The sequence below is a fragment of the Exilispira thermophila genome (assembly GCF_055389015.1).
The window spans coordinates 630,181-654,381 of record NZ_AP042476.1 but is presented as its reverse complement, the minus strand read 5'-3'; the positions used below and the strand labels follow the sequence as shown (position 1 = coordinate 654,381).

The 24,201-nt window shown below is 21.4% G+C and carries 19 protein-coding genes; 6 read left to right on the top strand and 13 right to left on the bottom strand.

What is annotated here, in order from left to right; genetic code table 11:
* Window positions 1-57 precede the first annotated feature (57 nt).
* From ACZ5EC_RS02785 to ACZ5EC_RS02765, 5 genes are all read right to left on the bottom strand, one after another.
* A complete protein-coding gene (locus ACZ5EC_RS02785; RefSeq protein WP_464303443.1) occupies window positions 58-2,226 on the bottom strand; it encodes an LptA/OstA family protein in 2,169 nt (722 codons plus the stop codon).
* Between the two features lie 63 nt (window positions 2,227-2,289).
* Window positions 2,290-3,048, bottom strand: coding sequence for a polyprenol monophosphomannose synthase (locus tag ACZ5EC_RS02780; protein WP_464303442.1), 759 nt, complete (start codon window positions 3,046-3,048; stop codon window positions 2,290-2,292).
* Between the two features lie 115 nt (window positions 3,049-3,163).
* The gene (locus ACZ5EC_RS02775; RefSeq protein WP_464303441.1) at window positions 3,164-3,598 is read right to left on the bottom strand and encodes a GtrA family protein; all 435 of its coding nucleotides are present in this window, start codon (window positions 3,596-3,598) and stop codon (window positions 3,164-3,166) included.
* Between the two features lie 101 nt (window positions 3,599-3,699).
* Window positions 3,700-5,856, bottom strand: a complete 2,157-nt coding sequence (locus tag ACZ5EC_RS02770) for a hypothetical protein (protein WP_464303440.1) — start codon at window positions 5,854-5,856, stop codon at window positions 3,700-3,702.
* An 84-nt stretch (window positions 5,857-5,940) separates the two neighbouring features.
* Complete coding sequence (locus ACZ5EC_RS02765) at window positions 5,941-7,248, bottom strand: glycosyltransferase family protein (RefSeq protein WP_464303439.1); 1,308 nt, start codon at window positions 7,246-7,248, stop codon at window positions 5,941-5,943.
* A 313-nt stretch (window positions 7,249-7,561) separates the two neighbouring features.
* Between ACZ5EC_RS02765 and ACZ5EC_RS02760 the strand changes: the two genes are divergently transcribed.
* The 3 genes from ACZ5EC_RS02760 (at window position 7,562) to ACZ5EC_RS02750 (ending at window position 9,866) form a co-directional block, all read left to right on the top strand.
* On the top strand, window positions 7,562-9,112 hold the full coding sequence (locus ACZ5EC_RS02760) for a glycosyltransferase (protein WP_464303438.1): 1,551 nt from the start codon (window positions 7,562-7,564) through the stop codon (window positions 9,110-9,112).
* A gap of 86 nt (window positions 9,113-9,198) precedes the next feature.
* Window positions 9,199-9,453 carry an NTP transferase domain-containing protein gene (locus tag ACZ5EC_RS02755; RefSeq protein WP_464303437.1) on the top strand — a complete coding sequence of 85 codons (255 nt, stop codon included), beginning with the start codon at window positions 9,199-9,201 and terminating at the stop codon, window positions 9,451-9,453.
* A gap of 5 nt (window positions 9,454-9,458) precedes the next feature.
* Window positions 9,459-9,866: a hypothetical protein gene (locus ACZ5EC_RS02750; protein WP_464303436.1), complete on the top strand. Its 408-nt coding sequence runs from the start codon at window positions 9,459-9,461 to the stop codon at window positions 9,864-9,866.
* Window positions 9,867-9,880: 14 nt separating this feature from the next.
* On the opposite strand, the gene ACZ5EC_RS02745 is transcribed toward ACZ5EC_RS02750, so the two are convergent.
* The gene (locus ACZ5EC_RS02745; protein WP_464303435.1) at window positions 9,881-11,044 is read right to left on the bottom strand and encodes a CDP-glycerol glycerophosphotransferase family protein; all 1,164 of its coding nucleotides are present in this window, start codon (window positions 11,042-11,044) and stop codon (window positions 9,881-9,883) included.
* A gap of 203 nt (window positions 11,045-11,247) precedes the next feature.
* Between ACZ5EC_RS02745 and ACZ5EC_RS02740 the strand changes: the two genes are divergently transcribed.
* The gene (locus tag ACZ5EC_RS02740; RefSeq protein ID WP_464303434.1) at window positions 11,248-12,144 is read left to right on the top strand and encodes a glycosyltransferase family 2 protein; all 897 of its coding nucleotides are present in this window, start codon (window positions 11,248-11,250) and stop codon (window positions 12,142-12,144) included.
* Window positions 12,145-12,227: 83 nt separating this feature from the next.
* The gene (locus ACZ5EC_RS02735; RefSeq protein WP_464303433.1) at window positions 12,228-14,192 is read left to right on the top strand and encodes an ABC transporter ATP-binding protein; all 1,965 of its coding nucleotides are present in this window, start codon (window positions 12,228-12,230) and stop codon (window positions 14,190-14,192) included.
* Here the strand turns inward: ACZ5EC_RS02735 and ACZ5EC_RS02730 are convergent.
* The 6 genes from ACZ5EC_RS02730 to rfbD all read right to left on the bottom strand — a co-directional run bounded on the left by ACZ5EC_RS02730 (window position 14,129) and on the right by rfbD (window position 22,022).
* Entirely contained in the window at window positions 14,129-15,898 is a 1,770-nt protein-coding gene (locus ACZ5EC_RS02730; RefSeq protein ID WP_464303432.1) for an O-antigen ligase family protein, read from the bottom strand. The genes ACZ5EC_RS02735 and ACZ5EC_RS02730 overlap by 64 nt on opposite strands.
* 64 nt (window positions 15,899-15,962) lie before the next feature.
* Window positions 15,963-17,297: a glycosyltransferase family protein gene (locus ACZ5EC_RS02725; RefSeq protein WP_464303431.1), complete on the bottom strand. Its 1,335-nt coding sequence runs from the start codon at window positions 17,295-17,297 to the stop codon at window positions 15,963-15,965.
* A gap of 82 nt (window positions 17,298-17,379) precedes the next feature.
* Window positions 17,380-18,585 (bottom strand): glycosyltransferase, encoded by a 1,206-nt coding sequence (locus ACZ5EC_RS02720; RefSeq protein WP_464303430.1) that lies wholly within the window; start codon window positions 18,583-18,585, stop codon window positions 17,380-17,382.
* 201 nt (window positions 18,586-18,786) lie between these two features.
* Window positions 18,787-19,848 carry a glycosyltransferase family 4 protein gene (locus ACZ5EC_RS02715; protein WP_464303429.1) on the bottom strand — a complete coding sequence of 354 codons (1,062 nt, stop codon included), beginning with the start codon at window positions 19,846-19,848 and terminating at the stop codon, window positions 18,787-18,789.
* Between the two features lie 79 nt (window positions 19,849-19,927).
* The gene (rfbB, locus tag ACZ5EC_RS02710; protein ID WP_464303428.1) at window positions 19,928-21,001 is read right to left on the bottom strand and encodes a dTDP-glucose 4,6-dehydratase; all 1,074 of its coding nucleotides are present in this window, start codon (window positions 20,999-21,001) and stop codon (window positions 19,928-19,930) included.
* 94 nt (window positions 21,002-21,095) lie between these two features.
* Window positions 21,096-22,022, bottom strand: coding sequence for a dTDP-4-dehydrorhamnose reductase (gene rfbD, locus ACZ5EC_RS02705; protein ID WP_464303427.1), 927 nt, complete (start codon window positions 22,020-22,022; stop codon window positions 21,096-21,098).
* Window positions 22,023-22,304: 282 nt separating this feature from the next.
* On the opposite strand from rfbD, the gene ACZ5EC_RS02700 reads away from it, so the two are divergent.
* Window positions 22,305-23,543 carry an IS110 family RNA-guided transposase gene (locus ACZ5EC_RS02700; protein WP_464303426.1) on the top strand — a complete coding sequence of 413 codons (1,239 nt, stop codon included), beginning with the start codon at window positions 22,305-22,307 and terminating at the stop codon, window positions 23,541-23,543.
* A 107-nt stretch (window positions 23,544-23,650) separates the two neighbouring features.
* On the opposite strand, the gene rfbC is transcribed toward ACZ5EC_RS02700, so the two are convergent.
* Window positions 23,651-24,199 (bottom strand): dTDP-4-dehydrorhamnose 3,5-epimerase, encoded by a 549-nt coding sequence (gene rfbC / locus ACZ5EC_RS02695; RefSeq protein WP_464303425.1) that lies wholly within the window; start codon window positions 24,197-24,199, stop codon window positions 23,651-23,653.
* Between the last annotated feature and the right edge of the window lie 2 nt (window positions 24,200-24,201).

Sequence of the window (24,201 nt, the reverse complement as noted above, 5' to 3'; positions counted from 1 at the left end):
TTAAAAAATTAAATTTATATAAAAAGTAAAACTTATAATTTTTTATTTTACTACTTTCTAAAACTCAAGTATTTTAACATTTACTACTTGTTGTAAATATACTTTATGGTTTATTACATCTATTTTTATATCATTTGAATATGATTCACTCCCATTAATTGAAACAAATCCATCCCCTTTTATTTCAAGGATATTTGTTTTATTATTAAAGGTAGCAAAAGTTCCCTTTGCTACAGTTTTGATCTCTTTATTATTTTTTTCAAATTTATTGTAAATAAATAAAACATTGTTTTTAAAAAGATAAGTTTCAGTATTAAAATAAACTTCAATTATATCAGAACTAATAAAATAATTATCTTTTGTATTTAATAATCTTGGGCTTTCAGTAATCAAACCATATTTAGTTTTATTATAAATTTTAGCTTTTCCACCAATCAAATATAAATCAGGATTTTGATTTTCAATAAGATTTTCAATATTCTCAAATTGTTTTGTTTTAATATTACCTGATAAAACATAATAATCATCTTTTTGACCAGAATAAATAAGTTTATCACAGTTTAGCAACATCACATTTGAAAAATCTTTTATAATAACATCATCTTCAATTTCAGATTCTTTTGTATCAGTATTCACTTTTCCATATTCACCCATAATTATTTTATCAAAAAAAGAATAATCATAATTATTTTTTATATATTCATTTTTATTTTTATTAAAATCATCATAGTTAAAATTTTTTAATTTATTCATAGTATTATATATTGCATTCAAATCTTCAATATTATTTCTACTACTATTCTTATTATTCTTATTATTGAAATTATTATTTACATCCTCATTAATTACATTCTTTTTACCTGCATTGTTAAAATTCTCTTTTCCACCATTTTTGAATAGAAATATAACAATATTTTTTTTACCATTTGCAATTTTTGTATCATTATCATAATCAAGTTCTTCCCCATAAATAGAAGTGAAATTAATGTAATCTATAATCAATGAACTGCCTGTTAAATTAACATTCTTGTTATTTTTAATTTTACCATTTTTAGACTTAAAATAAATATTTTCAATTTCAGTATTATCTTTTAAATTAACTCTTTTTATTATATTTTCAGCATTCTTAAATGTATAAGTTAATTTTGTATTACTATTAGAAGAGTCAATAATATTTTTATTTTGTTTAATATTAGTACTTTTATTATCTTTATTGCTTGAGTTGTTTTTATTTTGTTTAATATTATTCTTTAAATTTTCTTCTATTAAATAATACAAAAATTCACCATTTGAAGTGTGAATTGTTTTGTAAACATTATCTACAGATTGGTATTCCACTTTCCCATTATATACTTTCAAAGATCTGGTATTTTTATTATTTATAAATTCAAGCTGGACGCCATTTGCAGTTAAAGTATTTCCATTTTCTTTGTATTTTATTAAACCCTGATTAATGTATAAAGTTAAATTTGAACTTTGATTTTTTAATAAGTTTTTATTATTTTCATCAAATTTATTATTTTCGTTTTTATCCTTATCTTGAGCTGGATTATTATGAATACTATTATTATAATTACTATTTTCAAAATTTAAAATTGTTATGCTCTTCCCCTCAGCATAATTAGAATAATAATTAATTGAAGCATTGTTTTTTAAAATAATTTTATTATCATTTTGATAATAATAAATTTGCTGAGCTTTACCTGAAATATCTTCTTCTTTATTAAAAGTAACATTATCATTTGCTGTAAAAATATTATCCTTAATGTTTAATATTATCTTGTCTGCAGTAATACTAAAATTATTTTCAATATCAAAAGCTTTAGAATTACCTAGAAATTCAATACTTGAAACATTGTTGATATCATCTATAACCACTTCATCACCAACAATAGTTTGAACTAATTTGTTATTTTTGTAATACTCAACTTTTCCTTTTTCTATCTCTATTCCATTTTTTTTTCTATATTTAACTGCTTTTATACCAGAAATAACTATATTTTTGACTACGTCATTATTTTCATATTTATAAATAGTAGTGGAAAAATTATCAAAAAACATTTCAGGAACTTTGTTTTCTTCTATCTCACTATTTATAATATTTTTATTTGTTATAATTTTATCTTTTGTATTTTCTTTATTTTTTAAAACAATTATAAATAAAATAAATACCAGAATCACAAGTAAAAAAGAAAATATCAATAATCTTTTTATATTTATTTTCATAGTGCATAAAAACTAAATGAATTTGTAGAAATTACAATAATAAAATGTTAATTTAATAAATTGTTATTTTATTTTAAATCGAAATTTCCATACATTAAAAACAGCTTCAATAAAAATTTTTTTACTCATCTTGGATTTACCAAATGTTCTATCTTTAAAAACTATTGGAAATTCATAAAATTTAAAACCTTTTTTAAAAGATCTGTATTTTAATTCTATTTGGAAAGAATAACCATTTGAAAAAATATTATCAAGATTAATACTTTTTAAAACAGTTTTAGACCATAAATTAAAACCACCTGTAAAATCTTTTATAGGACAATTTAAGATAATCCTTGAATATAAACTACCTCCATTTGAAATAAACTTTCTTAAAAAACCCCATCCTTCAACACCACCACCTTTAACATATCTTGAACCAATAACAAAATCATACTTACTAGAAAAATCAATCATATCTAAAAGATAAACAGGATCATGAGAAAAATCAGCATCCATCTCAATTAAATAATCATATCCATTTTTTAATCCCCATTTAAAACCTTCAATATAAGCTGTACCAAGTCCAAGTTTTCCATTTCTTTCAATTAAATAAAGATTTTCAAATTTTTTCATTAACTCTTTAACAATTTCAGCTGTACCATCAGGAGAATTATCATCAACTATTAAGATTGAAAATTTACATTCTTTTCCAGATAATATGCTATTAATTTTTATTATTAAATTTTCAATATTTTCTTTTTCGTTATAAGTAGGAATTATTATAAGATAATATTTTTGAAATTTTTTATTTATATTCATATGTTCCTTTCTTCTATACATTAATTCATACATAAATTAAATTTTTGTTTTATAATATAATTTTTCTTTTATTACTAATATTACTAAATTTTCTACCTTTCATTACTATATTTAAAATTTCTTAATTTTAATTTTCTTATTTAAAAACTATTTTCTTTGAACCAATAAAGTTAATTAAAAACCCTGCAAATATACCAATTCCCTGAGCAAATACTTTATATTTAAAAACAAAAAAATATAATAATAAATTTAAAACAATAAGATTAACAACTAATCCTGTTAATGAAACAAAAACAAATCTAATATAATTTTTAAATGATGGTTTTTGTTTTATAGTAACATGTGAAAAAGTCCAGAAATGATTCAAATAATAATTTTGACTTACAGCAACCAAAAAAGCAAAAGTTGAAATCAAAGTTACATTAAATCCTATTTTATCAACAAAAATAAAAAATATTAATAGATTTGTAATTGTTCCAAGACCACCTACAATAGCAAATTTAAAAAATTGAGATGATAAAATTTTATTAATTATATTAAAAAGATTTGAAATCTTTGCTGATATTTTCAATTAAAATTATTCCTTTACTATTCTTTATTCTTTAAAACTAATTTTTTCTTTAAAAATAATTTTCAATAATATAATAATGTATTATTTGTTTTTCTAATCTATTATTTGTTTTCTCTTTTTACAACAAAACAATTTGATAATTCTCCAATTATTTTGTAAATTTTATTATTATATTCAAAATTCATATTGACAAGATTATATCTAGAGATACAAATTTTGTTATTTAAATTATCATTATTATCTTTATTATTAAAATCTTTATTTTTTAAAATAAGTTTATATTCATTAGTTTTAATTTTATTTTTTAAATACTTTTTATCAATAAAATATACAAAAAATTTTGCTTTTTTATAATCATTTACGATTAAATTTATATTTGAATTAATAAATCTAGAAATCAAATTTAAAATCTGTTTTTGTCTTGATTTTGAAAATTTTAAAAATAAAAATTCAGTTGAAAGATAATATGTAAATGAATCTGAAAAATTTAAATTCTTAAAATTTTTTATTTCATTAGAGGTGTCATTTTTAAAGTTTAAAATATATGGTTTGTTTTGTAATAAAGGGAAATAATAATATAGAGAAAAAGTTTTTCTTTTATTTACAATTTTTAAATTAAAATAATGCAAAAATTTAGAAATACTTTTTTTTATAAAATTAGAATACAATAAATAATTATAATTTAATTTTTTATCATTATTATTTTTTATCAAGGATTGATCTATGTTACTTTCAAAATAATCCTTTAATAATATTTTTTTTACTTTTTCATAAACAATTAGAGAAGGAATTAGTCTTGTTGTGTTTTTATAATTAGGATATCTTTCTTGATAAAAATGGGTTAAATTTAAATAAAATCCTGTTGCCAATGTAAAGATGTATAAAAAAGTAATCAACTTTTTATAGTTAATCGCTTTTAAATTAACAATTTTGTATTTATTAATATTATCATTATTTTTATTATTATTATTTAAATCAAACTTTTTAGAATTATTTGTTTCATTCTTGTCTTTTACAAATAAAAAAAACACTATTTCATAATTAATTATTAAAATCAAAAATGGAAACCATATAATAGTATATCTCAACTCATGAGGCATTCCAGATAAAACATGAAAAAATGCTGTTGAAATAATCCAGTAACCAATAAATAATTTTATTTTATCTTTAATAAAAGATTTAAAAAATCTAATGTATGTAAATAAGACAATAATAAATGATGGAAGTATAAATAAAAACCCTACAATATAATGTCCAAAAGCTCTATTTAAAAAGTATTTATATTGATTAAAATTATGTCCTATAAATCTTGAAATTTCATCAGTCATTACAATTATAATATTTGAAAAGATTTTGAAAGTTTCAGGTCTAAATTTATAAAATGAACCACTTCCTTTTATATAATGTCCAAGAATATAAAAATTATTTTTCCAGTCAAAATATAAAAATGGTATATATATTAAAATTGAAAGAACAATTCCGTAAAAAAGATATTTTATATTTAATGAGTATTTAACTTTATCATTTATATCACTTTTAGATATTAATAAAAAATCAGGTTTTTTATACCTTAAAACAATAAATAGAATTATTGGTATTAATGCATATACTATTTCCATATGGAAAAAAGGTAACACTGCAAGTAAGAATATTGCTGGTAATATAGATTTTGAGTTACTTTCATATATTACATCAGCAAAATATCCCAAAAATAATGTAATAAAAGGGATAAAAAAATGAGGATTCCAGAATGACACTGAAAATTTCACAGGCCATGGCATAATAGCATAAAATAAAGCTGAAAATAAACCAACTAAATTTATAATATATTTTTTATCATATTTATTTTTAAAACTTGAATATTTTAAAACCTTTTTTGAAAGCCAATATATTAGATAAGTTGTCCATGTTCCAATTATTGCGAATAATACATAAAGTGAATAGACTGTATTTGTTAATTTAATTAATACCCAGACAATTAAACTTTGCCATGGGCCAGGTAGATATGCTCCAAAAATTCTTGCATTAGAAAAATAATATAAATTCATTCCAAATTGATATGCTTCAAGTTCATCAACTTTAGAATAATGGTTAGCTCCATATCCAAAAAATATTGCATACAATCTTATTGCTAATGCAATAGATAAAATAATAATAATTATAAATTTTCTATTTAAATAGAGATACTCAAAAATATTTTCTAAATTATCATTTAATGTTTTACTATTAAATTGAATATCATTCTTTTTTCTATTCATGAAATATTTTCCTTACTAATATAAATTTTATTTTATTATTATCAAAAATATTTTAATATTTTATTTTCTCTTTTTATATTAATACTAATTAGCTATTTTATTTACTATATTTAATAATATTTTTGTCTGTTTTTCCCTCGAATAATTTTCTATTTTTTTAGTATTTATATCTAATAATTTTATTTCATTTTTTAAAATTAATTCTAAATTCTTTTGTAATTCACCATAATTTGAACAAACAAAACCAGTTTGAAAATTAGAAAGCAAATTAGCAATTTCACTATCTTTATCCATAAGTGCTAAAATTGGCTTATTTAAAAAAATATAATCAAAAATTTTAGTACCCAATGCAATTTTATAAGCATTATTCAAAAGATAAGCATTAAAAAGGTCTAAAAATTTTATACCCTCTTTATAATTCATTACCCCAAGAAAAGAAAAATATTTTTCCATATTCCTATTTTTTACTTTAGTAATGAAATCTTTTTCCTCCTTTCCTATTACATAAATTTTTAGAGAATCATATCCATATTCTTTAATTTTTTCTTTAATATTAAAATAATCCATTAATTCCAATAACCATTCAATCTGATCATATTTAAAACTATTGTATTCACTTTTAACATTTGAATTAAATAAAATTTTGCTTTTTTTAATTTTTTCATTTTGTAGTTTAATATAATAATAAGAATAATAATCAAATTTACCAAATATACCTATTTTAAAAATATTCTTTTCATTAATAATGAAATTAAATTTTTTCTTATTAGCTTTATCTATATTAATATTTTTTAAATCAATACTGTTAAATCCATTATAAATAACAATAAATTTTTCTTGTAAATACTTTTTATAAATCTTTTTTCTAATGTAACTAGCAGTTTTAGTAACATCAATTACAAGATCTGCATATTTTATACATTTATTTTCAAGATATTTATCAGTGAATTTTTCAATCCCGGTATATTTATGCATTTCATAATATGGATGTCTATACCAGATGTCTCTGAAATCCAATATATATTTAATTTTATACTTTTTTTTAAAATATGGTCCTAAAGAAAAATAATAGAATGGTCCACCTGAAAAGTAAATTAAATCAATTCTATTATTTTTAATAATTGTTTCTATGGATTTTTTAAATGTTGAGTAAAATTTAAATATATTAAAATTTCTGTTTTTTGAATTTTTAATTTTAACATTAATTATTTTAATTTTAGAAGATATATATTGTGTTTTATCAATATTGTTTTTATAATAAATATCATCAGCTTTGACAACAATTATATTGTATCCATTTTTAGCAAAGTAATTTGAAATAAAAATAGTTCTTTTACTACCAATAAGAGAATATGGCCAATAATAAAAACTTACTATTAGAATTGTTTTCATAAAGTTATTAAAAATTATTTAAAAGCATTGTCAAATAATATTAGCCTTTTATTAATATAATTTTTTAGTTTAAAAAACATTTTTTTGCTAATAACTAAATTCGTATAATAAACAATAATATTTAAAAGAAGAAAAATTTAAAAAAACAAAATTTTAGAAAATGGAATTTTTTATTTTATTTATTGGTTATTGTTGATTAAAAAAAAGAAATATTGAAAAAATTAATTAAAACAGTAATTTACTTAAGTATAAATATTATACAAATGATATATTACTTAAACAAAAAAATAAAACATTAAAAGTAGGCTATTTAATGAATAATAGAAAATTAATTTTTCTTACAATTAATTATCCCTTTGGAAGAGGAGAGGAATTTGTTAAAAATGAATTGGATATTTTATCAAAATATTTTGATAAAATTTTGATTATACCTATCTTAGCTAATTATAAAAATACAAAAAGAAAATTACCACAAAATTGTGAATTAATTGATGAATCTTACATTAAAATTCTACATAGAAAGTTTAAAAAAAATAATATGTACAAAAGGATTTTTATATTTTTTCATCCTAAAACAATGAAATACGCTTTTAAAGAATTATTTTTTGGGATCAAATATATAAAGTTTTTTAATATAGGAAAACTATTTGATGATATTTCCTTTTATCTTTACAATGGATACTGTGTTTTTTCACATCTTAAGGATTTTTTATTAAATTTCATTTTGCAATCAAATTTAAATTTTTTAAATGATTCTTTTCAGGGAAAAAATATACATAAAAAAATTAAAAAGATAAATACTAAAAATAATGAGAAAAATTTGCAAAAGATTTTTGAAAAAGAAAGCAAAAATAATCCATCCCTTATTTTTTACTCATATTGGACAAATTTTACTGCCTTATCATTTATTTTTTTCAAAAGGTATTTAAATAAAAAGGGGATATTTATTCCTTTTATTACAAGAATGCATGGTTTTGATCTTTATAGTTTCAGAAAAAAAATAAATTATCAAATTTTTCAAAAATTTCTTATTTCAAATATTCTGGATAAGACTTATGTTAATTGTGAATTTGGTAAAAACCATATTGTTGAATATTTTAAAAAAGAAAAGATTCCTGAAAATAAAATTTCAGTCCACTATTTAGGAATTGATTTAAATATTAATTCTAACAATAAATCTTCTAACTATGAATATTCAGAGGAAAATAGGTCAAAATATTTTAATTCTTCACAATTTAATAAAAACAAAATTGTCCAAAAACTTTATAACATATATTCAAAAAATGAAAAACCAGTTGACATTACACTTGTTAGTTGTGCTTTTTTTGCAAAAGTTAAAAGAATTGAAAAAATTGCTGAATTGTTTTTAAAAATTAACACACCTGTTAATTGGATTCATATTGGTTCAGGACCTGAAAATGAAATTAATAAAATCATTAAATATATAGAGCAAAATATTTCTTATAAAAATAAAAACATAAAAAAATATTATTTTACAGGTTATATGGAAAATACTGAAATCTTTTCATTTTACAGGAAAATAAAACCAGATCTTTTCATTAATTTTTCTGAATCAGAAGGGGTACCAGTTTCAATCATGGAAGCAATGGCAAATAAAATTCCTGTTTTAGCTACTTCAGCAGGTGGAATTCCTGAAATTGTTATCGACAATTTTAATGGTTTTCTTGTTCCAGTTGAAAATCCTGTTCAACCTGCTCTGGATAAAATCAACGATTACTTATTTTATCCTGAGTCAAAAAGAAATTTTTTAAGAGAAAATGCAGAAAAAATAGTAATGAAAAAATTTAATAAAAATATAAATTATAAGGAATTTGCAAAAAATATTATTGAATTATTGAATTAATAATTTATAGGTTAATAGAAATTGACAAAAAAATGGATAATTAAGTAAAAATAATATTTAAGAAAAATATATTAAGGATAAATAGGATGAAATTTGTAATACTAGCAGCTGGAATTGGTAGTAGATTAGGAAAAGGGGTTCCAAAATGTTTGAATGAGTTACCTTCTGGTGAAAGCATTATTGAAAGACAAAAAAGGATTTTTCAAAAATACAGCAAAGAAATTTATGCTGTTGTTGGTTTTAAAAAAGAATACATAATGGAATTAAACACTGACCTACTTTATGTTTATAATCACCTTTTTAATCAAACAATACTGCTAAAAGTCTTTTATATGCTTTAAAATTAATGAATTCAGATGATATTATCTGGGTAAACGGTGATGTAGTTTTTAATGAATCAATTATTGATAAAATTGTAAATGAAAAAGGAAATATATGTTGTGTTCAATATAAAAAAGTTTCAGAAGAAGAAATAAAATTTACACTTGATGAAAAAGGTTACATATCCAAATTAAATAAGAAAATCACAAATGGTTTGGGTGAAGCTGTTGGTATTAATAAAATTTCAAAAGAATCTCTGGAAATTTTTATTAAAATGCTTGAAGAATGTGGGGATAAAGATTATTTTGAAAAAGCTATAGAATTAGGTTATTCAAATAATTTATTATTTAAACCTCTTGATATAACCAAGGAAAAATGTATTGAAATTGATTTTATTGAAGATTTACATAAAGCATGGGAAATTTTTAAATAAAATAGTTAAATGTTTTATTTTTCATTCAATTGAGTTATAAAATCAAATATTCTTTCACATGATTTATTATCTCTATATTCAAAAAACAGATCTCTTATTTTTTCTCTTTCAACTCTATAAGGATCATCTGTGTTTTTAAGAGATAAAATAAAATCTATTAAATCCTTAAATGTATGAATTTTCTTCCCTGGTGTAATCGAATTGTAATTGAAATAAAAACCCCTTTTTTTAGAATAAATTTCAAGATCATAAGGAATAAATCCAATAGGTTTTCCTGTAAGAAGAAAATCAAAATATATAGAGGAATAATCAGTTAATAGTGCATCAAATTCATTTAATACAATATTTATATCTGGCTGAATTGATACATTAAATTCTATAATGTTTTTAAGATTTTTTATTTCACCTAATTTTTCATTTATATGAAATCTAATAAATAGATAAATATTATTTTCGATTAATGCTTTCTCTAACACTTCTTTATCAAAATCATTAAATGGAAATAAAACTGTTTGCTCCCATTCTCTAAATGTTGGAGCATATAAAACAAAATATTTTTTTTTACTACCCTTTGAATAATATTTGGATAATAAAGACTCATTTTTTTTAATAAAGATATAATCATTTCTAGGGAATCCAGTTAAAATAAATTTTGAGTAATCGATACCATATGAAGCTGAAAATAAAGTGCTGTATAACACTGAAGAGCTAATAAAAAAGTTGTACCTACCAGCAATTTTTAAAACTTTTTCTTTTTTGTTTATTGAAAGAGTTTTATCAGCTAATCCCAATGTCTTTAATGGTATCCCATGCCACATTTGAATAATGATTCTGGATTTTGTAAAAAAAAATGAATTCCAATACTTCCCTAAATCTCCAGGACCATGAGTAATTAATGCATATTTAGATTTAATTATTTTTTTTAACCCATATTTTGTATTTTCATTTATTGTTTTGATACCTTTGATTTTCTGGTAAGAAAAAAAATAAACTTCTAGATTTTTTTGCCTGGACAAAAAATTATAAATTGCTAAAGCATTTCCATTTAAATATTTTCCAGCATTTGCACCAATAAGTATAATTTTTTCAGATTTTTTTGTTATCCTATCTAAAATTCCATATTTTAATCTCTTAAATTCAATAGAAATTTTATTAAAAAAACTATTTAGAATACACATAAATAATCCTGTTTTTTATTTTCTTTTATATATTCCCCTATATAAATTATTTAATTATTTTTCTTATAATATCAAATTCTTTTGTAAACTCAACTCCAATATGTTAAAGAATTAATATAAGATATACTTAATTGAAATTTTTATATATTGAAGATATGTTCTTGTCATCTTGACTTTAAGCATAATTTAATTAAATTGGATTTATGGAAATAATTAAAACAACTGAACTTTATAAACCTGATATTTCATTTATTATTCCTGTTCATAATGAAGAAAAATATCTCCCTTTTACTTTGCAATCAATAAAAGATCAAAATACAAAATTAAAAGCTGAAATAATTTTAATTGACGATAGATCTGATGATAAAACTGTTGAAATCGCTTTAAGTTATAATTGTACAGTGTTTAGAAATATAATTGATACAAAAGGTAAAAAACTTAATGTAACAGAAATGAGAAATTTTGGATATTTAAAATCTCATGGTAAAACTATAATGCATATGGATGGGGATACTGCTTTTTCAAAAAATTTTGTTGAAAAGATGGTAAAACCAATTATTAAAGGTCAGGTAGATACTACTTTAGTATTCTGGCATGAACCACTTGAAGTTAAATTCCCAGTATTACCTGAAAAATATTCAAAATCCTATGCATGGTTTTTACATAATTTACCACATTTTTTCTGGGGGAAAATTCCTGTTAGATTTTTCATCTGGATTACTAACTGGATAAAAACTATAATTAAAAGAAAAAAAATATTATCACTTTTTTCAATACCAGATAGAGTAAATGGCTCAGCGATAATTACTAAAAGGGAAATAATTGAAAAATTTGGTGGATGGAAACTTGCATTTGGAGCACATTCAGACACAGACTATTCTCTTAATATTTTAAAATATTCTGAAAAAGTAAAATGGATTTTAAGTGTAACGCTATATTACTCCTGTAGGAGATATTTTCCTGAAGATAATAAATGGTTAATTAACAAAATCAAAAAGCCATTTATTAAGTTATATACCTTTATCTTACACAAAAATCATAAAAATGAAAAACATATTGATAAAGAGAAAGGGTATATTAATCCAGAAGGTAAAAGATAACTATTACTTAAATATTTGTTGTAAAAAAAATTAAAAAAAATATATTTCTTTTTATGAGAATACTCTTCAAACTTCTCAAAATAATGTGGAGAAATAATAAAGCATTATTTCTTTTATCAATTGTTTTAATTATAGCATCCGCTGTTCTTACTATTGCTCAAGCTGAGATTGGACAGGCTTTTTATTCAGCATTAAGCAATGAAACTTATTCTGCAAAAAATTCTGATATTAAGATAAATACTAATACAAATATAAACTCAAATAATAATAATAATAAAACAAATGAAAAAAACATTAATACAAATGATAATAATAATAATAAATTAAATAAAAACAACAATACTATCCCAACTAATAATAAAATTAAAAATAAAATAAATTTAATTGACTCAATAAAATTAATCATAAAATCTAAGTCACTATCAAATGGAATAAAAATTTTAATGAACTTTCACTCAATAAGATTGATTATCATTGTTGGTATATTAGCTTTTCTTTTTTATTTAATTTATGAGGCTTTATTATACTTCCAGAGTTTTAGTTTAATTTATTTAGCTTTTAATGCAAGTATCTCTTTACAAAAGGAGATGTTTTCTAAATTACTTGATTTACCTTCCCTTTACTTTAAATCTGAAGGGAAAACAGGCGATATGATTTCCAGAATTATGTCAGACATTAATACCATAAGAGTCGCAATACTTGGAGCTTTCAGAACAATTTTTTTTACACCAATTCTAATTGTTTTTGGCCTTATTATGTTAATTAAAAAAAATGCTATTTTCACTTTAATTCTCGTTGTAACAGGAACTTTTGGATTTTTGATAATAAATGGGATATCTAAACTTTTAAAAAAAGTTGTACTGGAGGCAAGAAGAAAAGCAGCAAATACTGCTGACTATATTAATCAAACAATTTATGGAATTGATATTATTAAAATTTTCAATACAAAAGAAAATGAAGAATTAAGATTCTCTCAAATTATTCATAAATATAAAGAAGTTTATAAAAAACAGATAACTATTGGACTTTTTCAAAAACCTGTAACTGAATTGATAGGGGCAATTATTGTTATATTTATAATACTTTTAGGCTCTATATTAATATGGAATTATAAAATTACAATGGATGAAATTGTTGGTTTTATTCTTTATCTACTTGTTATCACTCCACATATTCAGGGATTATCAAAAATCCTTTTTAGCTTAAAATCTGCAGAAGGCGCAAGTGTAAGAATTTATGAAATTCTGGATCTAGAAAATGAATCAACCCATTTTGGGAAAAAAGAACTTAAATATTTTAATGGAAATGTTGAATTTAAAAATGTATATTTTTCATATAAAGATATACTAAAATCAAATTTAATAAAGGATCTTGAAACTTTAAAAAATATAAATATTAAGTTAAATAAAGGTGAATTTATTGCAATTGTTGGACCATCTGGTGCAGGGAAAACAACTTTTGTAAACCTTATCCCAGCTTTAATCTATCCTACTAAGGGAGAAATATTATTTGATGGTATAAATTATCAGAAATACACTATTGAATCAATAAGAAAATATATATCATATGTTCCTCAAGAAGTTGTTTTATTTCCTGATACAATTTATAATAACATTGCCTATGGTAATCCTGAAGCTACAAAAGATGAAGTTATTAAATTTTCAAAACTTGCTAATGCTCATGAATTTATTTTAAATTTACCAGATGAATATGATACAGTTTTAGGTGAAAGGGGAGCTAAAATATCTGGCGGACAAAAACAAAGAATAGCTATTGCAAGAGCTTTAATAAAAAACCCAAAAATTTTAATATTTGATGAAGCTACTTCCTCACTGGACACAGAATCAGAAAAAGCAATTCAAAAAGCAATTTTTAATGTAGTTAAAAAACAAACAACAATTGTAATTGCACATAGATTATCAACAGTTTTAAAAGCTGATAAAATTATTGTTTTGAAGGATGGAGAAATTGTTGAAGTTGGAAATCATGAAACCTTACTTAAAAAAGGTGGTTTATATAAAAAATTATATGAAATCCAATTCAAATAAATACTTATATAGCTAAAATATATCCACACCATGGGTCTTGTTAACAATGAACTTGTACTAACTGAAGCTAAAGAAAAAGATATAACAGAACTTAATATAATAATTATTTTTATAATATTAAAATTTAAATTTTTATTAACGATTTTATTACCCATTATCTGGTATCCAAAGTTTTCTTTATCAAATAAATCTTTATTATTTTCAGAACTTTTATTTACACTCTTTTTATTTCTTTTACTTCTGTTATTACTAAAATCTGGGTTATTTTTTAATTTTATCATTAGAATAAAATATTTAATTAATATAAAGATTGTATAAAGGTAATACAAAAGAAATATTATAAATATAAATATTCCATAATCAACAAGCAATTCCATCCAAAAATTATGTATATTTGTAATTCCATAAGTCTTAAAATATTTTTTGCTATATTCTGGCATTTTTACTTCAGTATTTCCTGCACCAACCCCAATATATTTACTATCTTTTAGCATTCTCAACCCATTTTTAATTAAATTAATTCTTATGTATATCGATGAATCTCTATAAATTTTTTTTGATTTAATATTTTGTATGGTTTTATTTATTTTATTCAAAAAACTAATTTTATTTTTATTTTTACTTATTATTAAATAGCCAGAAAATAAAGTTAAAAAAATAAAAAATAAAAATATTATTTTAATTTTAGTTTTTTTAATTTTATTAAACAAATAAATAATAATTCCTGGTATAAAAATAGTAAAAAATAAAATTAAAGCTAGAATGTTTGCTCTTGAATCAGTTTTTAATAACTCTTTTATTGAAAATATAATTGTTGTAAATAATATCACTTTTATACTAAAATCTAATAATATTGCAATCTTTTTATGTCTTAATTTAAATAATAGACTATTATCTAAAATAAAAAATAATGGAAAAATAATAAATAATGCTATAAATGTTGCAAAATCATTCTCATTCCAGTAGACAGAAGCAGGAATAAACCTTTTCATATTTATATATCTTGATGGTCTGGCAGAAGGTAAATGTTTCCCTGAATAAACCTCAAACAAACCAATTGTAATTGAAATAATAAAAACAAATATAAAAATGTAATTTAAATTTTTTAATAAATTATATTTTTTTTGATAGTAAAAACCAAAACTAACAATTAAAAAAGCATAAAAAATAAATTCTATTCTAATAAAAACTCTTGTTTTATTTTGTGCCCATATTACTGATATAAAAGAATATATTAACCATGTTAAAACAAAAATTATTAAAAGATTCTCTTTTTTAAAATAGTTTTTTAAATTTGTTTTTTTTGCATCTATATTTTTTAAATTAATATTTTTGTTATTGATTTTTATCTTTTTAAAATATAAATAAACAAGAATAATAAAATGAATATTAATAAATATTCTAAACAAATTGTCTAAAAATAAAGGTTGTAAAAAATAAATATATAGAAGAAAATTAAAAATAAAAAATGTAAAATATTTAATTTTTTCTTTTTTATAAATAACTATATATAATAATAGAAAAGTTATAAAAATAACAATAATTGTAGAAATTATCCTTATAACTGAAATATTAAACCCTATCCAAAAATATAATAATATAAGAAAAAATTGAGATAAAAATAATAAAGATAAGAGAAAAATTATAAAACCTTCTTTGTTATAATTTTCTTTAATATTGATAATTTTATCTACAACATTTTTCATCTACAATAATCCTTAATGAATTTTAAAAAAAGTTAAATATATATTTTAAATAAATTTAAAAATATTATGTAGCAGTAATTTCATCCAACAAATTACTGAGTTTTCTGGTTAAATTTTTCCTTTCAAATATTTTTAATTTATCAAAATCAATTTTTTTACTTAAATAGGATTTATTAACATACATTTTGTTATTAAAATAATCTTCATAAATTTTAATTAATGTTTTTTTTATACAATCTGCATCATCAACATCACATCTATAACCTATACCATAATTTTGAATTAATTTCCAGGCTATACCATTTTCAGGTCCAAGCATGAAAATAGGTTTGCCCAATCTTAAATATTCAAATATCTTTCCAGTTACAATAGACTCTGCTCCTTTAAAATTACCAATTATCAATAATAATAAATCCATTTGATTCATAAAATTTAATGATTCAATATGTTTTAAATACCCTTTTAAAACTACAATATCATTAAGTTTAAATTTTATTAAAGGTTTTTTAATCAAAATTCCTCTATATCCTGAAAAATAAATCTTAATTTTCTTTTTATTAACTATCTTTTCATCAATTAGCTCAGAAATAGATTTCAAAAAATAATAAGGATTTCTTTTATTATACATTCCTCCATTATAACCAATTTTTAATAATTTTCTTTCACTATGACTAATATTGAAACTAACTTTAATGTCTTTAAAATCCTCTTCATCATATCCATTTGAAATAACTCTAAATTTATCAATAATATTGTTAGTGTTAATTTTTCTTTTCTTATTTTTTGATATTTTTAAATAATTATCAATTATATTTTTTGCCATAATATCTGTAATAGTAATTATTTTATCTGCATTTTCTATAACTTTAAATTCCATATTTTGTTCAATTATTCTTCTTAAAAAAAATCTTTTTACATGAGGATTGGTAGTCCATTCATCCCTAAAATCAGCAACCCACTTAATTTCAGGATATTTTAGCTTTAAATATAATCCTGCTAAGTGAGTGCTGAATGGTCCCCCTGTTGTATAAATAATATTTATTTTTTCTTTTAACATTAGTTCTTCAGCAAAAATTTTTGCCTTATTTACCCAGAATAATGAACCATCAGGAAAAATACATTTCCTATGAATAAAAGAGATAATTTGATTAATTTTAAATAATTTAAATTTAGGCATTAAATTCATTAAATAAAAAGATTTTATTCTAAATATTTTTAGATCATCTGGAATTTCTTCTAATAAAGAATAATCTTTAGAACCATAAGTTGATTTTTCTGTAGTTATGACATAAGAGGTATATCCATATTGTGGTAAATATTTAACAAATTTTAAGGTTCTCTGTACCCCACCTCCAGCTAAAGGTGGAAATATAAAAGAAAGTATTATGATTTTTTTCAAAATAATAATCCTATTATAAATAATTAAATCTTTATAATTATATCTTTTTACAAAAATCAATTCTTTAATAAAGTTTATACAATTACTTATTAACTCTTTTATAACTATCAACTAACAAAGAGTATAATTTTATATATTTTTTTGTAAAAGTTTCTTTTCCAAATTTATCTTTACAATCTTTTCTAATTAAATCTGAATCGAATTTACTTATATTTTTTACCATAGACTTTAAAGCAAAACTAATTCCTTCTAAATCATCAACTTCGCATAAATATCCATTAAAATTATTTACAATTGATTCAGGTCCTCCACATTTAGTTGCAATAATTGGTTTCCCATGAGCTAAGGCTTCAATATATGAAATACCAAATGTTTCATAACGACTTGTTAACACAAAAGCATCACTTAAATTCATATAATAAGACACTTCATCTCTATTTAACTGTCCTAATAATATAACTTTATCATCCAATCCTATTTCTTTAATCATTTTCTTTAAATTACCCTTTTCTTCACCATCTCCACCAATTAGTAAAAGAACATTTCCATTGCTGTTTTTATAAAAAGCTTTTTTAAATGCTTCTATCAATATATCAAACCCTTTAATTTTTCTTAATGCACCTAAAGAAAAAAATATAAATGGTGCATTTTTATTTAACAATTTTTTTAAATCTGGATTAATTTTTATCTTATTTTTATTATTTATTTTAAATTGATCAAAATCTACCATATTTGGAATTATTTCCATTTTATTTATATCTATAAATTTAGAAAAAATTTCATATAGACCTTTACCAACAGTAACAAATTTATCAACTTCAGAAGTAATAAAATCAATATACTTCCAGTATTTATTAATTATAGAAGGATATCTATACATTGAACCATGTTCTGTAACTATAGATGGTATTTGTAATTTTTTAGCAAGTTTAACACCATAAAATCCAGCCCAGATACAGGAATGGGAATGAATTAGATCAACAGAACCATTAACTTTTAAAACTTCTTTATATGCTTTTTCTAAATAATGATCAAATAGATAAGCTTTTTTGTATTGAAATTTAGGGAATCCAATTGAAAAAATATTTCCTTCCTGTTTCTTTACAAGACCTAATCTATTATCTTTATATTTAAAAAAGTCATAAGGATTAAAACTTATGTAGTTTGGATAAATAACAGAAATTTTTATACCAGTTTCTGCTAAAGATTTAGCCTGTTCGTTAAAATAGATCCCATTTAAAGGATGTTTTTTATTTGGATACCATGATGGTATAATCAAAATATGCATAAGTTGTAACTCTTTTTTATTATTTTTTATCGAAAATATAGTTGTTTTTTATTAAATCAATATACATGTTTTCTATTTATTAACATTTTTTGTTAAAATTAATTTATTTTTTAAATTTTAAAAAGAAGAAATAAAATAGAAAATATTTTATTTTGAAAGTATATAATAAATAATGTTTTTAAAACACATGATGCAAATAAATTATTTTTCTTTATTATTATTTTTATTATAAATTCCCTGAATCAAATTAAAAAAATATGCTCCAATGAATACCATTAAAAAAATTAACAAGAAGACAATAAAACCATATTTTTCATTAATCAATAACATTAATATTGCAAATAATCCTAATATAATAGTAAAAGAATATAAAAGTAATAAGATTTGTTTATTTGTAATACCTATAGATAATAATTTATGATGTATATGATTTTTGTCTGCTGTAAAAACATTTTGATTAACTTTTATTCTTTTAAAAATAACCTGTAATACATCTATAATTGGAATTAATAATAATATTAAAGGAATTACAAACATGGTAGTTACAGAAGATTTTTTAATACCCATTAAAGTTATTGTGGAATACATAAAACCTAAAAAATATGCTCCACCATCACCCATAAAAATTTTTGCTGGAGGAAAATTAAAAATATAAAATCCAAAAATGGATCCAATTAAGATAGAAGAGATTATTGTGACAATATAGACTTTCTGAATAAGACTTATAATAAGTATAAATATTGTTGCAATTAATACTATACCAGATGCTAAACCATCAAGACCATCTATAAGATTAATAGCATTCATAAAAGATATTACCCACAATATTGTTATGATACTAGAAAAAACTCCAAATTTTACATTAAATACATCAAGAAATTTAAACATGGTAAATTTCAATCCAGACAAATATACAAGAAAACCAGTAATTATTTGCAAAATTAATTTATATCTAGCTCTAATATTTATTATATCATCAATAAATCCTATTAAAAAAGATAAAAACATTGCACAACTAAATAACCATAAATTAAAATTTAAATTAAATTTAAATTTATTTTTTAATAAAAAATAATACATAAATAAAACAATTATAAAAGATAAAAATATTGCTACACCACCCAATCTACTGATAGGTCTATGATGAATCTTTCTTGAATTTGGTATATCAACAATATTTTTCTTTTTAGAATAATAGATTATTAAAGGTATTAAGATAAAAGAAATAATAAAAGAAAATAAAAATAAAATAATATAATGCATTTTTAAACCCTTAATATCTCTAGATTAAGATAATTCAAAATTCTAAATTAACAACTTTAAATACAATATTTATAATTTCTTATCTATCACCATAATTTTCTTTAATCCAGTTTAAATAATCACCTGATATTATACTTTCTATCCACTGTTTATTATTTATATACCAATCAACTGTTTTTTCAAGCCCCTTTTCAAAGTCCACGCTTTGTGACCAATTTAATTCATTTTTTATTTTATCACAATTAATTGCATATCGTTTATCATGACCAGGTCTATCCCTAACAAATTTTATTAACTCTTTATATGACTTTAAATTTTTTGAAGGGTATTTTTCATCCATAATTTCGCAAAGTTTATTAACAAGATCAATATTTCTCCACTCATTTTCACCACCAATATTATAAGTTTCACCCTTTTTCCCATTATTTATAATAGCCCAGATTCCAGAACAATGGTCCTCAACAAATAACCAATCTCTAATATTTGAACCATCTCCATAAACTGGTAATTTTTTTTCATTTATCATATTTAATATTATTAAAGGAATCAACTTTTCAGGAAATTGATAAGGTCCATAATTATTTGAACAATTACTAATTGTAACTGGTAAATTAAATGTATGAAAATATGCTTTAACTAAATGATCAGAACCTGCTTTTGAAGCAGAATAAGGACTTCTTGGATCATATTTTGTATCCTCAAAAAAATAACCAGTTTCTCCTAAACTACCATAAACTTCATCAGTCGATACATGATGAAATAAAACATCATTTCTATTTTTCCAGTAATTTTTGGCTACATCCAATAAAACAAATGTACCATAAACATTAGTTAAAACAAAATCACCTGGATTTTTAATTGATCTATCTACATGAGACTCAGCTGCAAAATGGATTACAGTATCAATATCATATTTATAGAAGATATCTTTTACTTTATCTCTATCTTTAATATCAACCTTTTCAAAAAAATATCTAGACTTATACTTTTTTTCAATATCTTTTAAAGATACAGGATTTGCTGCATATGTTAATTTATCAATATTTATAATATTTCCTTCAAAAGATGTTTTTTCAAATACAAACCTTATAAAATTTACACCTATAAATCCATAACCACCTGTAACTAAAATATTTTTCAATTTTCCCTCCATATTAATTTAACATTTTTATAAATTTATAATTATCATTTTATAGAATATTTTATTAAAATTAAAAACCCTTTTATTTTATCTATATATTTTAAATTTATTTAAAATCAATTTGTTTCCACTCTTTAAAATAGTTTTCTAAATTTTTATCCCATTTACAAATATTAAACCCTAAAATTTCTTTAATTTTTGTTTTATCAAAAACTGAATAAGATGGCCTTTTTGCTGGTGTTTGATATTCTGATGTTTTTATAGGATTAATTAATTTTTTTTCATTAATAATTCCAAATTTTAAAGTAAATTCCATTATCTTTTCTGCAAAATTAAACCATGATAAAATACCATCATCAGAATAATGATAGATTCCAAATTTTATTTTATTTTCAATTTTTTTGTTATCATTTGAAATAATATTTTTTACTAAATTAACTATATTTTCTGATAAAACTTTAGAATAAGTAGGGGAACCTATTTGATCATTAACAACATTGATTTCTTCTTTTTCCTTTAATAATCTTACTATAGTTTTAACAAAATTATTTCCATAGATTCCATATAACCAACTGATTCTAAATATAAAATATTTCTCAAGTAATTCTTTAATTACTTCTTCGCCTTTTAATTTTGATAATCCATAAATAGACTCAGGATTTGGTTTACAATCCTCCTTAATAGGAGTATTGTAATTGCTACTAAAAACATAGTCAGTTGAAAAATGTATTAAAGTAGCACCAATTTTATTACTAATTATACTTAAATTTTCAACTCCCTTTTCATTTATTAAAAATGCTTTATCTTTTTCTGTTTCTGCTTTATCAACAGCAGTATAAGCAGAACAATTTATAATAACATTAATTTCATCTCCTTTATCTTTTATGTAATTATCAAGGTTTTTAATATCTGTTATATCAATTTCTTTATCTGTGGCAAAAAATAACAAATTCTCAGTTTCTAATTCCTTTTGTATTTGAGAACCCAACATTCCTTTATTACCTACAAGCCATATTGCTTTGTTTTTTCCCATTTGATCTCCTCGTATAATATATTAAAAATAAAAGTACTATTGACAACCTAATAATATTAGGGATAATAAATATGATATGTGTTTAATGGATAAAATACAAATAAAAATCTCCTTGTCTTTTTAAAGACTTAATAAAGAATTTTGATTTTATCCATCTTAAATCTATATATCAGGCTGTTTAGCAAATATTCAGGATGTTACAGGATTCGAAGTTATTCGTCTCACTGTGTATTCGAGGTTGTGCAAATGCCAGATATTAAAAAAATTAAAAGGAGTTGAATTATGTTTTTTGTAGGTATTGATGTAGCAAAAAAATCTTCTGAAGTTTGTATTATCAATGAAAAAAGAAAGATTGTTAAAAAATTTAAATTAATTCATAATTCTAAGAATTTTAAAAAGTTTTTTGAAATTATTAATAAACTGTCAAATAATAAAAATGATTTTGAATTTGCTTTAGAAGCAACTAATGTTTTCTGGAAACCAGTGTTCTTTAGTATTAGAGAAAAAGGATATAAAATTTCTCTTGTTAATCCTTATTCCTCTTCCTATTTCTCTAAATCCTTTAATAAACATACCAAAACTGATAAACAAGATGCTTTAAATCTTGCTATCCAGTTATCTACTGGATTAATTAAAGAATCACTGGTTCCAGAAAATGATGTCTCTAACTTAAGAGAACTCATAAAGGAATACAATTTCCTTATGAAACAAATATACAATCTCAAAAGAAGAATTTCAAGTATTTTACAAAAAACTTTTTATGAGTATGATATTGTTTTTAGAGACCCTTTTAATGTTACATCAAGAACCATTTTAAAAAAATATCCTTCTGCTTTTGCTTTAGCTAAAGCTAACAAAAACGATATTGTTAAAATTTTTAGATCAATTAAAGGTAACAATAATTCTGAGCATAAAGCTAAAAAAATTATTGAATTTGCTAAAAATTCTATTACTTCAGATAATGGCATTAAAGCTAATGAATTTAATCTAAAAAACCAAATTACTGTGTTAGAACTTTTTCTTGAACAAATAAAAAATATAGAAAAAAATATTAATCTTTTGTTAAAAAATTTAGAATTTGATTATTCTGATAATAATAACAAAAATAATATTAACCCTATAAAAGCTGTTTTATCAATCCCAGGTGTTGGTAAAAAAACAGTTGCAACAATAATTGGTTGTTGTGGTGATTTAAACAAATTTAATAATGTAAATAAATTTTTAGGATACATTGGCCTTTACCCTGGTAAAGATCAAAGTGGTTCTAAAGATAGGGCATATCAAAAATCAAAAGGAATCTCTATTGTTAAAAAACAATTATATTGTTGTGCTGTATCTGCTTTAATGCATAATAATGAATTAAAACAGGTTTACCTTAATGAAATTAATAAAGGAGGTAATTCTAAAAAAGCTATTTTTAAAGTTATGGTTAAACTTGCTAAAATTATCTGGCATTTGTATACTTATTCCTCTATTTATGATCCTGTTAAGGTTTTTGTTGCTAAACCTCATTGTGCCTGATATATATAAATGTCAAAGAACACTAATTATATTAGATTGTCAACATCCTATTTTTTTTATTTTTTTGTTGACATATTATAGGATGTCTTTTAACACAATTATATATATTATTCAAATACTTCTGCATTTTTTAGCAAAGGTAGATTCGAGTCTTTTTCAGATAATATTGGATTTTTTACTCCCCAATTAATACTAATATCAGGATCATTCCATATTATACCTCTATCATGATTTTTAGAATATTCTGAAGTTACTTTATAGAATACTTCTGCTTCATCACTTAAAGTAATAAATCCATGTGCAAAACCTGCTGGAATATATAACATTTTTTTATTTTTATCACTTAAAATTTCACCAATCCACATACCAAAAGTTTTTGAATTTTTTCTTAAATCTACTGCTACATCAAATATTTCACCCTTTAAGCATCTAACTAATTTTGCCTGAGCAAATGGAGGTAATTGATAATGCAATCCTCTTAAAACATTTTTAACTGAATAAGAGTGATTATCCTGAATAAAGTTTTCTTTAATTCCATTTTTAACAAAATCACTCTGTTTATAAGTTTCCATAAAAAAACCTCTACTGTCTTTAAAAATTATAGGTTCAATTAAAATTACATCTTTTATTTCTAATCTCTTAAATTCAAAAGGCATTT